This window comes from Streptomyces sp. NH27 (assembly GCF_056859195.1).
Genome location: NZ_JACEGK010000157.1, coordinates 1 through 14,426, shown reverse-complemented (window position 1 = coordinate 14,426; position 14,426 = coordinate 1). Strand labels below are relative to the sequence as shown.

Below are 14,426 nucleotides of genomic sequence, written 5' to 3'. Positions count from 1 at the left end.
ACCTCGACGTCGTTGTGCACCTTGGCGGTCAGGGCGGAAGCGTCGCTGACCGACGGAGCGCTGCCGCCGCCGCTGATGGCCTGCGCCACGTCGAACGGGATGACGTACGCCACGGTGCTGTAGTCCGCCCACACGCAGACCGTCGTGTGGAGGGTGAGGCTCTGGCCGGACTCCTTGTCCGTCTCCGTGAGCGTCTGGCACTTCATGATCGCGTCGCTCTTCATGCCGGACGGCTTGACGGACTGCGGGCTGCCGGAGGTCTCGATCTTCTCCTCCCCGGTGCCCTCCTTGAGCATCGCGAACATGCCGTCGACGACCTTGCCCGGGTCCTTGACCGTGCCGTAGACACCGGCGAACGACAGCATCTTGCCGGACGTGGCCGAAGTGCCCTCCTTGTAGGTCGCGGCGACCCGGGTCGGGTCGCTGACGCCCAGCGCCTTGATCTTGGCGAGGTCGTCGTCGTTGAAGCCGTCGCTGTCCGAGTCGTCGCCCTTGGCGTAGTCGCCCGCCACCGTGTCCGGCGTGGTCAGGGTGTACTTCTTGCCGTCGTCGTGCAGGGACGAGGAGCCGCTGCTGCCGCCCTTGGTGGCGAAGTAGACGCCGCCGGCGACCACGACCAGCGCGACCACGACACCGATGATGATGCCGTTGCGCTTGCCGCTGCCGCCGGACTGGGGCGGTTGGGGGTAGCCGTAACCCTGCTGGGGCTGCTGGCCGTACGGCGGCTGCTGGCCGTAGCCGGGCTGCTGCGGGGGCTGGCCGTATGCCGGCTGGCCGCCGTAGGGCGGGGCGGGGGGCGGAGCCTGCTGCGGGTAGCCATACCCGGGCTGGGGCGGCTGCTGGCCGTAACCGCCCTGCTGCGGCGGCTGTTGCGGCTGGCCGTAGCCGCCACCCTGCTGCGGCGGCGGGCCGGGCTGCGGTTGGCCGTAGCCGCCACCTTGGGGTTGATTGCCGTACGGGTTCGGCGGCGGCTGGTTGTAGCTCATGGTTTCGTCCCCTCCGTTAACGAGTCCACTCATCCTCCCGGATGACATGCTCGCTTCCGAATCCGGGGGCGTGACCGGCCGCCATCCTCCCGCGGCTGAATCCGGGTGCGGCATCAGGAGCGCAACCGGTTCGTCACAGGACTGTGGACAACCCGCCCTGTGGATAACCCGTCGGGAGTGAAGCCGCGGGGCCACTAGAATCGGGACCGTGACCGACAACACTCATCCGCGCCCCGACAGCGGGCAGCACAGCGACCCCCATCTGCCGACCCAGTACACGCCGGCCGAGGTAGAGGGGCCGCTGTACGAGCGGTGGGTAGAGCGCGGGTACTTCGAAGCCGACACGAAGAGCGACAAGCCGCCGTACACCATCGTCATCCCGCCGCCGAACGTCACGGGCACCCTCCACCTCGGACACGCCTTCCAGCACACGCTGATGGACGCCCTCACCCGCCGCAAGCGCATGCAGGGCTACGAAGCGCTGTGGCTGCCCGGCATGGACCACGCAGGCATCGCCACCCAGAACAAGGTCGAGCAGCAGCTCGCCGAGGAGGGCAAGTCCCGACACGACGTGGGCCGCGAGGAGTTCGTCGCGCGCACCTGGCGGTGGAAGGAGGAGTACGGCGGCCGCATCCTCGGCCAGATGCGCCGGCTCGGCGACGGCGTCGACTGGTCCCGCGAGCGCTTCACCATGGACGAGGGCCTGTCCAAGGCCGTCCAGACCATCTTCAAGAAGCTCTACGACGACGAGTTGATCTACCGCGCCGAGCGGATCATCAACTGGTGTCCGCGCTGCATGACCGCCATCTCCGACATCGAGGTGGACTACCAGGACGACGGCGGCGAGCTGGTCTCGCTGCGCTACGGCGACGGCGAGGACAGCGTCGTGGTCGCCACCACCCGGGTCGAGACGATGCTCGGCGACACCGCCGTCGCCGTCCACCCCGACGACGCGCGGTACGCCCACCTGGTCGGCCGGCGGATCAAGCTGCCGCTCACCGACCGCACCATCCCGGTGGTCGCCGACGCCCACGTCGACCCGGAGTTCGGCACCGGCGCGGTCAAGGTGACCCCGGCCCACGACCCGAACGACTTCGCGATCGGCCAGCGGCACGGCCTGGAGTCCCTGACGATCATGGACGAGCGGGCGGTCATCACCGCGCCCGGCCCGTTCGAGGGACTGGACCGCTTCGAGGCCCGCGCGGCGATCGTCGAGGCACTGCGCGAGCAGGGCCGGGTCGTCGCGGAGAAGCGTCCGTACGTCCACTCGGTCGGCCACTGCTCCCGGTGCAAGACCACCGTCGAGCCGCGGCTGTCGCTCCAGTGGTGGGTCAAGGTCGAGCCGCTGGCCCGCGCGGCGGGTGACGCGGTCCGCGACGGCCGGGTGAAGATCCACCCGCCGGAGATGGAGAAGCGGTACTTCGACTGGGTCGACAACATGCACGACTGGTGCATCTCACGGCAGTTGTGGTGGGGCCACCGCATCCCGGTCTGGTACGGGCCGAACGGCGAGCAGATCTGCGTCGGGCCCGACGAGACGGCGCCTTCCGGCGAGGGCTGGACCCAGGACGCCGATGTCCTGGACACCTGGTTCTCCTCCGCACTGTGGCCCTTCTCCACCCTGGGCTGGCCCGAACAGACCCCGGACCTGGCGAAGTTCTACCCGACCGACGTGCTGCTCACCGGCCACGACATCATCTTCTTCTGGGTCGCCCGGATGATGATGTTCGGCCTGTACGCCATGGAGGACGTCCCGCCGTTCCACACCATCGCGCTGACCGGCCTGGTCCGCGACGAGTTCGGCAAGAAGATGTCCAAGTCGAACCCCAACTCGGTGGACCCGCTGACCTGGATGGACGCCTACGGCTCGGACGCGGTCCGCTTCACCCTGGCCACCGGCGCCAACCCGGGCGCGGACGTGCCGATCGGCGAGGACTGGGTCAAGGCGTCCCGGAACTTCGCCAACAAGGTCTGGAACGCCACCCGGTTCGCCCTGATGAACGGTGCCACCGTCGAGGGCCCGCTGCCCGCGCCCGAGGAGATGTCCGCGGCCGACCGCTGGGTGCTCTCCCGGCTGAACACGGTGGTCGCCGAGGTCGACGCGCTCTACGACGACTACCAGTTCGCGAAACTCTCCGACGCGCTCTACCACTTCGCGTGGGACGAGGTCTTCGACTGGTACGTCGAGCTGTCCAAGACCACCTTCCTCAAGGGCGGCGCCCCGGCGAAGGTCTCCAGCCGGGTGCTCGGCGAGGTGCTGGACGTCACGCTGCGGCTGCTGCACCCGATCGTGCCGTTCGTCACCGAGACGCTGTGGACCACCCTCACCGGTGAGGAGACCGTGGTCACCGCGGACTGGCCGAAGGACAGCGGCTTCCGTGACGCGGCCGCCGAGGCGGAGATCGCCGAGGTGCAGCGGCTGGTCACCGAGGTCCGCCGGTTCCGCAGCGACCAGGGCCTCCAGCCCGGCCAGAAGGTCCCGGCCGAGCTGTCGCTCGACGGCACCTTGCTGCCGCCCCACGAGGACGCCATCCGGCAGCTTCTGCGGCTCCAGCCGGCCGGCGACGGCTTCCACGCCACCGCCACCCTGCCGGTCGGCGCGGCGCGGGTCGCCCTCGACCTGTCCGGGACCATCGACGTGGCCGCGGAACGCAAGCGGCTCGCCAAGGACCTCGCCACCGCCGAGAAGGAGAAGCAGCAGGCGGAGCGGAAGCTCGGGAACGAAGCGTTCCTCGGGAAGGCGCCGGAGAAGGTGGTCGAGGGCATCCGCACCCGGCTGGCCGCCGCCGACGAGGACATCGCCCGGATCACCGCGCAGCTCGCCGCCCTGCCGGCGGCGTAGCGACCGCACGGCACCCCTCGGGTGCGGCGCAGGCCCGGGCCTTTCGGCCCGGGCCTGTTCCGTAGACTGATAGCTGTGAGCGAGCACGGGCAGGACGACGATTTCCCGGACGACGGCTTCAGCGACGCCGCCGACCGGGCCGCGGACGAGGTCGACTACGACGCCGCGCACCAGGCCACCGACGAGGACGACTCGGACGACGGCGAGGGCGGTGGGCCGCGCGAGGCGGACATGGCCCTCATCGAGGCCGGCAGCCGTACGCTGCGCACCCAGGTCACCCCGCCCGCCCCGGAGGACGACGTACCGGCCCGGCCCGCCGACCCCGAGCTGGACCGGCAACTGCGCGAGGTCGAGGACGAGCTGCTGGGCCGCTGGCCCGAGACGAAGCTCGACCCGTCGCTCGATCGGATGACCGCGCTGATGGACGTGCTCGGCCAGCCGCAGCGCTCCTACCCGGCGATCCACATCACCGGCACCAACGGGAAGACCTCCACCGCGCGGATGATCGAGCGGCTGCTGCTCGCCTTCGAGCTGCGCACCGGCCGCTACACCAGCCCGCATGTGCAGTCCATGACCGAGCGGATCAGCCTGGACGGCGCCCCGATCTCCGCGGAGCGCTTCGTCGAGGTCTACCGAGACATCCAGCCGTACGTCGACATGGTCGACGGCTTCCAGCCGCACCGGATGTCCTTCTTCGAGGTGCTCACCGGCATGGCGTACGCGGCCTTCGCGGACGCGCCGATCGACGTCGCGGTGGTCGAGGTCGGCATGGGCGGCAGCTGGGACGCCACCAACGTGGTGGACGCCGCCGTGGCCGTGGTCTCCCCGATCTCGCTGGACCACACCGAGCGGCTGGGCGGCACGCCCGGTGAGATCGCCGTCGAGAAGGGCGGCATCATCAAGAAGGACGCCACCGCGGTCCTCGCCCAGCAGCCGCCGGACGCGGCGCGCGAACTGCTGCGGCGATCCGCCGAGATGGACGCGACCGTCGCCCGCGAGGGCGAGGAGTTCGGCGTGCTGCACCGCGAAGTGGCTATCGGTGGGCAGCTGTTGACGCTGCGCGGCCTCGGCGGAGAGTACGAACAGGTCTTCCTCCCGCTGCACGGCGAGCACCAGGCGCACAACGCGGCCCTGGCGCTGGCCGCGGTGGAGGCGTTCTTCGGTATCGGCAGCGTGCACCAGCGCACCCTCGACCTGGACACCGTGCGCGGCGCGTTCGCGGCGGTCACCTCGCCCGGCCGGCTGGAGGTGGTCCGGCGCAGCCCCACCGTGGTGCTGGACGCCGCGCACAACCCGGCCGGCGCGCGGGTCACCGCGGCCGCGATCAGCGAGGTGTTCGGCTTCAGCCACCTGGTCGGCGTGGTCGGGCCGAGCGGCGACAAGGACGTACGCGGGCTGCTGGAGGCGTTCGAGCCGGTCTTCTCGGAGGTCGTGGTCACCCGCAACTCCACCTCCCGGGCGATGGACGTGGACGCGCTGGCGGCGCTGGCGGTGGAGGTGTTCGGCGAGGACCGGGTGCAGGTCGAACCGCGCCTCGACGACGCGTTGGAGGCCGCGGTGACCCTCGCCGAGGAAGAGGGCGAGTACTCCGGCGCAGGGGTGCTGGTCACCGGTTCGGTCATCACGGTCGGCCAGGCCCGCCTGTTGCTGGCCCGCCGGTAGGGCGGCCCGGATGCGGATGCGGATGCGGATGCGGACACGGAGCCGTACGCACACGCGGACCTGCCCGCGGATACGAACCCACCCGCGCACGCGGGCTCAGATGGAATCCAGAGGGAAGGGGGCCCGGGTATGCGGACCCTGTGTTCGAGCACGCTGATCGGCGAGTTCTTCGTGATCGGCTTCGCCGGGCTGGTCGCGATGAAGCATCCCGACCTGTCGATGGGCGCCGTGTGGTCGGTGTGCGGCATCGCGATGGTGCTGTGCGTACTGCTGTGCGGCGTGGTCACCCGCCCTTGGGCGGTCGTGGTCGGCTGGGCGCTCCAGATCGGGCTGATCGCCAGCGGCTTCGTGGTCGGTACGATGTTCGTGCTCGGCGTGATCTTCGCCGCCCTGTGGTGGGCGTCGATCCATTTCGGGCGCAAGGTCGACGAGATCAGGGCCCGGCACGCGACACAAGCCGCCTGACAACCGACCGGCACGTGCCTTGTAGGCTCGTCGTCACATTCGATTGTCATACCAATCAGGAGCCGCCCCGTGTCCCAGCGCACCCTTGTCCTCCTCAAGCCGGACGCCGTTCGCCGCGGTCTGGTCGGCGAGATCCTGGGCCGGATCGAGCGCAAGGCCGGCTGGTCCGTCAACGCGCTGGAACTGCGCACCCTGGACCGCGGCACGCTGGAGCAGCACTACGCCGAGCACGTCGGACGGCCGTTCTACGAGCCGCTGGTGGAGTTCATGGCGTCCGGCCCGTCGGTGGCCCTGGTGGTCGAGGGCGAGCGGGTGATCGAGGGGGTGCGCGCGCTGGCCGGCCCGACCGACCCGATCGCGGCCGCACCCGGCTCCATCCGGGGGGACTTCGGCACCGTCACCCGTGAGAACCTGGTGCACGCCTCGGACTCCGAGGAGTCCGCCGAACGCGAGATCAAGCTCTTCTTCCCCACCTTGGCGTAACGCGGCAGCGACGCGTATGGTCCCGTGGGTCGGCGCGACCACGGTCCGACTGCCGCTGTGGCTGCGTCTGTTCCGGCAGGTGCCAGGGCCGAACGGGAACCAAACACTCCGACACGGCGTCACCATTACTGAGGTCCGCTGTGTGTTCTGATGACAATGGGCGTCGGAACCCTGACGCCGCGCCCAGCCCGGCGCGACTACCATGGAACCTCCGCCCACGCTCGGGAAGGCCAGACGTATCCACATGGCGAACAACATGTCGTTCATCGGCCGTGACATGGCTGTCGACCTCGGGACCGCCAACACGCTGGTGTACGTCAGGGGCCGCGGGATCGTCCTGAACGAGCCGTCGGTCGTCGCGGTCAACACCAACACCGGCGGCATCCTCGCGGTCGGTGCCGAGGCGAAGAAGATGATCGGCCGCACCCCCGGCAACATCGTCGCGGTACGCCCCCTGAAGGACGGCGTCATCGCCGACTTCGAGATCACCGAGCGCATGCTGCGCTACTTCATCCTCAAGATCCACCGCCGCCGCTACATGGTTCGCCCGCGGGTCGTGGTGTGCGTGCCGTCCGGCATCACCGGCGTGGAGCGCCGCGCCGTGATCGAGGCCGCCACCCAGGCCGGCGCCCGTACCGTGCACATCATCGAGGAGCCGATGGCCGCCGCGATCGGCGCCGGGCTGCCGGTGCACGAGGCCACCGGCAACATGGTGGTGGACATCGGCGGCGGCACCACCGAGGTCGCGGTGATCAGCCTCGGCGGCATCGTCACCGCCCAGTCCATCCGGGTGGCCGGCGACGAGCTGGACAACGCGATCATCCAGCACATCAAGAAGGAGTACAGCCTGCTGCTCGGCGAGCGCACCTCCGAGCAGATCAAACTGACCATCGGCTCCGCGTTCGCCGCCGAGAAGGATGACGAACACACCGAGATCCGCGGCCGGGACCTGGTCAGCGGACTCCCCAAGACCGTGGTGATCTCCGCGGCCGAGGTGCGCAAGGCCATCGAGGAACCGGTGAACGCGATCGTCGACGCGGTGAAGACCACGCTCGACAAGTGCCCGCCGGAGCTGTCCGGCGACATCATGGACCGCGGCATCGTGCTGGCCGGCGGTGGCGCGCTGCTGCGCGGCCTGGACGAGCGGCTGCGGCACGAGACGGGCATGCCCATCCACATCGCCGAGTCCCCGCTGGACTGCGTGGCGCTCGGCGCGGGCAAGTGCGTGGAGGAGTTCGAGGCGCTTCAGCAGGTCCTCGACGCGGCCCCGCGCAGATGACGCAGAAGACGAACCGCCCCACCCGGCGCAGGCGCTGTCACGACCGCGGCACCGGATGCGGGCGCAACCCAGCACAGTAGCTCCGACCGGCCGCGGCCCCAGCGGCGGCGGGTCCGATGAGGAAGGCACGGACTGGCGCCCGTGAGGGACACAAAGGAGAGCCGGCTGCTGCTGGTACTGCTGGTGGTGGTGGCGCTCGCGCTGATCACCGTGGACATCCGGGGCGGTGAGAACTCACCGCTCGACCGGCCGCGGCGGGCGGCCCAGTCCGCCTTCGGCCCGGTGGAGAACGCGGTGTCCGGCGTCGTCGACCCGGTGGGCAACGCCGTGGACGCGGTTCGGGACTCCGGCCACGACAGCAGCACCATCAAGCGGCTGCAACGCGAGAACACCCAGCTCAAGCAGCAACTCGGCAGCAACGACACCACCCGCGCCCGCGCCCAGGAGTTGGACAAGCTCCTCAAGGTCGCCGGCGCCGGGCAGTACACCGTCAAGGGCGCCCAGGTCATCGCGATAGGAGCGGCCCAGGGCTTCTCCTGGACGGTCACCATCGACTCCGGCAGCAACGACGGCCTCAAGCGCGACATGACGGTGATCAACGGCGACGGGCTCGTCGGCCGGGTCACCACCGTCGGGCACTCCACCTCCACGGTCCTGCTCGCCAACGACCCGGACTTCACCGTCGGCACCCGGCTGGAGGGCAACCAGGAGATCGGCTTCGCCACCGGCCAGGGCAACCGGCCGATGCGGGACCAACTCCTCGACGGCAAGGCCGACGTGCACAAGGGCGACCGGGTGGTCACCTTCGGCTCCGAGGCGGACAAGCCGTTCGTGCCGGGCGTCCCGGTCGGCAAGGTGGTCAGCGTCGAGCCGTCCGCGGGCAACCTCACCAAGACCGTCGAGGTGCAGCCCTTCGTCGGCTTCACCAAGCTGGACGTGGTCGGCGTGGTCGTGGTCGGCCCGCGCACCGACCCGCGCGACAGCGTGCTGCCGCCGCGGCCCACCCCGCCGCACACCGCGAAGCCCAAGGCGAAGAACTCCCCGAAGCCAGGCGACAACCAGAGCCCCGGAAACTCCGACAACCCGAGCCCCGGCAGCTCCGGCACCGCGCTTCCCCCGGGCACCAAGCCCACCAATCCGTCCACCACCAACGGGGAGTGAGCCATGCGCCTGAACCGGATCGTGCTCTCCACCGTCCTGGTGGTGATCGCCCTGGTCGCCCAGGTCAGCGTGCTGGCCCGGCTGCACCTGCCCGGTGCGGTCCCGGACCTGCTGCTGCTGACGGTGCTCGGCCTGGCCCTCACCTACGGCCACGTCGGCGGCTGCCTGATCGGCTTCTTCGCCGGACTGCTCGCCGACATCGCGCCCCCCGCGGACCACGCGGTCGGCCGCTACGCCCTGGTGCTGTGCGTGATCGGCTACGCGGCCGGCCTCGCCAAACCCGAAAGCGGCCAACTGCGCACCGCCGCCGGCCCGATGCTGGTGGTCATCGGCGCCGCCATCGCCACCACGCTGCTCTACGCGGGCGTCGGCGGCCTGGTCGGTGACACCGCGGGCGCGCACGTCGGCCTGGCCAAGCTGGTGTTCACCGCGACCCTCTACGACCTGCTGCTGGCGCCGTTCGTGGTCCCGCTCATCATGACGCTGGCCCGCCGCTTCGACCGGGACCCGCTCGCCGACGACTCCGCGGGCAGCGGGTTCGGTGGCGGCTTCGGCGGCGGTTCCGGCGGGCGCTTCCGGCCGCGCGGCCGGTCCCGCACCAAGGCGGGCGCCGGCATCACCCCCCAGCGGGGTCTGTTCGGCCGCGCGAGGTTCAGCGGCAGCCCGTTGGCAAGGGGAGCACGGCGATGACGGCGAACGACGCGCGTGAGGCAGCCGGGCGGCAGACGACGACGATGCGTGCGGTCTCGTGCCGAGCGCGCGGAGAAGTGAGCGATTGAGATGAGCAACATCCCGGAGACCGGGCGGACCTCGCGGGTCACGATCCGGCTGGTCATCCTCCAGGTGCTGGTCGTCTCGCTGCTGCTCACCCTCGGCGGCCGACTGTGGTACCTGCAGATCCGCAACGGCCAGGAGTACGACGCGAAGGCGAACAGCAACCACTTCCAGCAGGTCGTCACGCCCGCCGTGCGCGGTTCGATCCTCGACGACCGGGGCGTGCCGATCGCCAACAACCAGACCCTGCTGGTGGTCTCCGCCAACCGCACCGACCTGCTCCAGCAGCCCGACGACGGCAAGGCCGTACTGACCCGGCTGGCCGACGTACTCGGCATCAAGCCCCAGGACGCGATGGACAAGGTGCGGCTCTGCGACGCGCAGACCCCGCGCCCGTGCTGGAACGGTTCGCCCTACCAGCCGATCCCGATCACCGACAAGGCCACCACCCACCAGGCCCTCCAGATCATGGAGCGCCGCGAGGACTTCCCCGGCATCACCGCGGAGCCCACCGCCGTACGCACCTACCCGGGGCCGGACAAGGCCAACGCGGCCCAGGTGCTCGGCTACCTCTCCCCGGTCACCGACAAGGAGGTGGCCGCCTCCGAGAAGACCAGCAACCCGCTGCTGCGCACGGACCAGATCGGCCGCTCCGGCCTGGAGAGCACCTACGACGACCAGTTGCGCGGCAAGGCCGGCGTCACCAAGTACCAGGTCGACAACCTCGGCCGGGTGATCGGCAAGGCCGGTGACACCCCGGCCACCCCCGGCGACAACCTGGTCACCAGCATCGACGCGAAGGTCCAGGCGGTCACCGAGAAGGAACTCAACGAGGCGATGGTGACCGCCCGCAAGACGTACGACCCGGTCAGCCACAAGAACTTCAAGGCGGACTCCGGCGCCGCGGTCGTCATGGACAACAAGACCGGTCAGATCATCGCGATGGCCAGCGCGCCCACCTACGACCCCAACGAGTGGGTCGGCGGCATCTCCGCCAAGGACTACGCGGCGCTGACCAACACCAAGTCCAACTACCCGCTGCTCAACCGTGCCATCCAGGGCGAGTCCGCGCCCGGCTCCACCTTCAAGGTGGTCTCCACCTCCGCCGCGATCCGGGCCGGCTACACCGAGGACGGCCCGTACGACTGCTCGTCCTCGTTCAACATCGGCTCCCAGGTCTTCCACAACGACGAGAACGAGAGCTACGGCCCGATCTCGCTCGCCCGCGCCCTCGAGGTCTCCTGCGACACCGTCTTCTACGGGATCTCCTACGAGCAGTGGCAGAAGGACGGCGGGACCGACCCGAAGCACCCCAACGACTGGTTCTACAAGACCGCCCACGACTTCGGCCTCGGTGCGAAGACCGACATCGACGTGCCCGGCGAGGTCGCCGGCCGGGTCCCGGACCGCCAGTGGAAGAAGGACTTCTGGGAGGAGAACAAGGCCGACTGGTGCGCGACCGCCAAGAAGCACAAGAACGACAGGAACCCGCCGCTGAGCGTCGCCATCGCCATCGAGAACTGCCCGGACGGCTACGTGCTGCGCGCCGGTGACTCGGTGAACTACGCGATCGGCCAGGGCGACACGCTCGTCACCCCGATCCAGATGGCCCGGATCTACGCGGCCCTCGGCAACGGCGGCACGCTCTACCAGCCGTCCATCGGCAAGGCCGTGATAAGCCCCGACGGCAAGACGGTCACCCCGATCAAGCCGAAGGTGACCGGCAAGCTCCCCGACTCCACGTCCACGCTGAAGTACATCAACCAGGCGCTGGCCGGCGTGGTCACCGAGGGCACCGCCGACTGGAAGTTCGGCAACTGGCCGCAGGACAAGATCCCGCTGCACGCCAAGACCGGTACCGCCGAGGTCTCCGGCAAGCAGTCCACGTCCTGGTTCGACACGTACACCAAGGACTACACGATCGTCATGACGATCTCCCAGGGTGGTACCGGCTCCGGCGGTTCGGGTACCGCGATCCGCCGCATCTACGAGTCGATGTACGGCATCCAGAAGGACAGCACCAAGATCGACGCGAAGAAGGGCATCATGCCCACGCCGGTCACCGCGCTGCCGAAGATCTCCGCCGACGGCGCGGCCGTCAACGGCCAGCAGGCCGCGTACTCGACCTCGGTCGCCGGCACCTTCGCCAACACCCCGGCCGGACCGGCGGGCGGCGACCCGGTGCCCGTACTGGCCGCGCTCACCCCGACCCGCACTGACAAACTGCTGTACGGCAGGAAGTACACGTGATGAGCGCGAACACCTACTCGGTCCGGCGGTTCACCCCGGAACGCTCCACCATGGGCAAGCTGCTCGCCCGGGACTCCGTGGTGCGCCGGATGGACTGGCTGCTGTTCCTCGTCGTCGTCCTGCTGTGCTTCATCGGCTCGCTGCTGGTCTACTCGGCCACCCGGCACCGCACCGGCCTCACCCACGGCGACCAGTACTACTTCCTGATCCGCCATGTGATGAACGCCGGTATCGGGCTGGGGCTGTGCATCGGCGCCATGGCCATAGGGCACCACCGGATGCGCACCATCGTGCCGTTCCTCTACGCGCTGTCCATCCTGGGCATCCTCGCGGTGCTCAGCCCGCTCGGCTCGACCGTCAACGGCGCGCACTCCTGGATCATCATCGGCGGCGGCTTCTCGCTCCAGCCGTCGGAGTTCGTGAAGATCGCCATCATCATCGGCATGGCGATGGTGCTCTCCGCCCGGGTCGACGCCGGCGACCAGGAGCACCCCGACCACCGCCGGGTGATGCAGTCGCTCGCGCTGGCCGCGCTGCCCATACTGATCATCCTGATGATGCCCGACCTCGGGTCGGTGATGGTGCTCGGCGCGATCGTGCTCGGCGTGCTGCTCGCCTCCGGCGCCTCCACCCGCTGGGTGTTCGGCCTGATCGCCACCGGCGTGGTCGGCTCCATCCTGGTCTGGCAGCTCGGCATCCTCGACAAGTACCAGATCGACCGGTTCGCGGCGTTCGCCAACCCCGCGCTCGACCCGTCCGGCGTCGGCTACAACACCAGCCAGGCCCGGATCGCGATCGGCTCCGGCGGGCTGCTCGGCAAGGGCCTGTTCCACGGCAGCCAGACCACCGGGCAGTTCGTGCCCGAGCAGCAGACCGACTTCGTCTTCTCGGTGGCCGGCGAGGAACTGGGCTTCGTCGGTGCCGCGTTCATCGTCCTGCTGATCGGCGTGATCCTCTGGCGGGCCTGCACCATCGCCCGCAACGCCTCCGACCTGTACGGCACCATCGTGGCGGCCGGCGTCGTCGCCTGGTTCGCCTTCCAGTCCTTCGAGAACATCGGCATGACGCTCGGCATCATGCCGGTGACCGGTATCCCGTTGCCCTTTGTCTCCTACGGCGGATCGTCGATGTTCGCCAACTTCGTGGCCATAGGGATGCTGCAGTCCGTGAAGATGCAGCGCCCCATGTCGGCGTAGCTCCTCTCGGGCGGCGGTCCCGAACGCGGCGCGGGGTGCCCATTTCCCGTGGCCAGGGGCCCTTGCGGGAGGGCCGCCCCCCGAGCGGAGGCCGCCCCCCGAGCGGAGGCCGTCTTTCGCGACAGCACCCCGCGCACCCCGCGTCCCTGACGCGGCGCCGCCACCCGCAGGGCCGTGTGCGGGTCTGGCCAACGCCTCGGTGCGGGCATACGGTCCCCCTATGGGCCGTCGCCTCGCCGAAACGGAACGCACCTACGAGACCGGGCCCCGGAACGACCTGCCCGACCTCACCGGGCTGACCGCCGGCACCCGGGCCCTGCCCCCGCTGCGGCTCAACGCCGTCTACTACGACACCGCCCACCTCACCCTCGCCGCCCACCGCATCACCCTGCGGCGCCGCGAGGGCGGCGACGACGACGGCTGGCACCTGAAACTCCCCACCGACCGCCCGGACACCCGCACCGAGATCCACGCCCCGCTCGGTGCGCCCGGCACACCGCCCGACGACCTGCGCGCCGAGGTCGCCGCACTCGTCCGGGGCCGAATCCTCACGCCGATCGTCCGGCTGCGCACCGTCCGCAGCCGCGTCCTGCTCCTCGACGACCAGGACCGGACCCTCGCCGAGGTCTCCTACGACCAGGTCACGGCCAGGATCTGGCCGTTGGATCTCCGTGCGGGAAGGAGCGGGGTCCGGTGCCCCCGCACACCCCAGGCGGTGGGGGAGCCGGCGACCGACGAGAACGCGGCAGACCCGCGTGCCGGGCGGCGCGACGCCGCGGAGATCCCCCCGCCGGACCCTGAGCCCGGCCCGTCCTGGTCCGAGATCGAGGTCGAGCTGTACGCCGGCGACGAAGCCCTGCTGGACGCCGTGGAGCGGCGGCTGCGCGACGCCGGTGTGACCCGCTCCGACGCGCCCTCCAAGCTGGCCCGCGCGCTCGGCGAGCGGCGGCCGGCGCCCGCCCGCGACCAGTGGGAGCCGCCGGGCCCGGACGCCCCCGCGGGAGTCGCCGCACTGGCGTACCTGCGCGCACAACTCACCGCGATCGTCGCGCTCGACCCGGCCGTCCGGCACGCCGGGGAGGACGCGGTGCACCGTATGCGCGTGGCCACCCGGCGGGCCCGCTCGGCGCTGAAGAGCTTCGGCCACGTCCTGGACCGCGCCGCCACCGATCCGCTCGGCGCCGAACTGAAGTGGCTCGCCGGAGTCCTCGGGGCCGAGCGCGACCGTGAGGGGCTCGCCGCCCGCCTCGCGCAACGGCTGGCCGAACTCGACCCGGGCGACCTGGGCGAGCCGGGCCCGGCGGCCGACGCGGTGCGCCGGAGGCTGG

11 protein-coding genes are annotated in these 14,426 nt (G+C 70.5%); 10 read left to right on the top strand and 1 reads right to left on the bottom strand.

From position 1 onward, the window contains the following. The coding region (locus tag AC13HU_RS15285) for a hypothetical protein (protein WP_483042404.1) at positions 1-986 on the bottom strand (986 nt) is incomplete at its 3' end. Between the two features lie 208 nt (positions 987-1,194). On the opposite strand from AC13HU_RS15285, the gene AC13HU_RS15280 reads away from it, so the two are divergent. From AC13HU_RS15280 to AC13HU_RS15235, 10 genes are all read left to right on the top strand, one after another. Beyond that, positions 1,195-3,828 carry a valine--tRNA ligase gene (locus tag AC13HU_RS15280; RefSeq protein WP_483042403.1) on the top strand — a complete coding sequence of 878 codons (2,634 nt, stop codon included), beginning with the start codon at positions 1,195-1,197 and terminating at the stop codon, positions 3,826-3,828. A 75-nt stretch (positions 3,829-3,903) separates the two neighbouring features. Further along, positions 3,904-5,490, top strand: a complete 1,587-nt coding sequence (gene folC / locus AC13HU_RS15275) for a bifunctional tetrahydrofolate synthase/dihydrofolate synthase (protein ID WP_483042402.1) — start codon at positions 3,904-3,906, stop codon at positions 5,488-5,490. Between the two features lie 129 nt (positions 5,491-5,619). Beyond that, entirely contained in the window at positions 5,620-5,955 is a 336-nt protein-coding gene (locus AC13HU_RS15270; protein ID WP_483042401.1) for a DUF4233 domain-containing protein, read from the top strand. Between the two features lie 69 nt (positions 5,956-6,024). Next, the gene (ndk, locus tag AC13HU_RS15265) at positions 6,025-6,438 is read left to right on the top strand and encodes a nucleoside-diphosphate kinase (protein WP_483042400.1); all 414 of its coding nucleotides are present in this window, start codon (positions 6,025-6,027) and stop codon (positions 6,436-6,438) included. A gap of 256 nt (positions 6,439-6,694) precedes the next feature. Then, positions 6,695-7,717, top strand: coding sequence for a rod shape-determining protein (locus AC13HU_RS15260; protein ID WP_483042405.1), 1,023 nt, complete (start codon positions 6,695-6,697; stop codon positions 7,715-7,717). Between the two features lie 141 nt (positions 7,718-7,858). After that, complete coding sequence (gene mreC / locus AC13HU_RS15255; RefSeq protein WP_483042399.1) at positions 7,859-8,878, top strand: rod shape-determining protein MreC; 1,020 nt, start codon at positions 7,859-7,861, stop codon at positions 8,876-8,878. 3 nt (positions 8,879-8,881) lie between these two features. Further along, the gene (mreD, locus tag AC13HU_RS15250; RefSeq protein ID WP_483042398.1) at positions 8,882-9,568 is read left to right on the top strand and encodes a rod shape-determining protein MreD; all 687 of its coding nucleotides are present in this window, start codon (positions 8,882-8,884) and stop codon (positions 9,566-9,568) included. Positions 9,569-9,658: 90 nt separating this feature from the next. Beyond that, positions 9,659-11,902, top strand: coding sequence for a penicillin-binding protein 2 (gene mrdA, locus AC13HU_RS15245; protein ID WP_483042397.1), 2,244 nt, complete (start codon positions 9,659-9,661; stop codon positions 11,900-11,902). Further along, a complete protein-coding gene (gene rodA, locus AC13HU_RS15240) occupies positions 11,902-13,098 on the top strand; it encodes a rod shape-determining protein RodA (protein WP_483042396.1) in 1,197 nt (398 codons plus the stop codon). The genes mrdA and rodA overlap by 1 nt, the downstream gene beginning before the upstream one ends. A 220-nt stretch (positions 13,099-13,318) precedes the next feature. Further along, the coding region (locus AC13HU_RS15235; RefSeq protein ID WP_483042395.1) for a CYTH and CHAD domain-containing protein at positions 13,319-14,426 on the top strand (1,108 nt) is incomplete at its 3' end.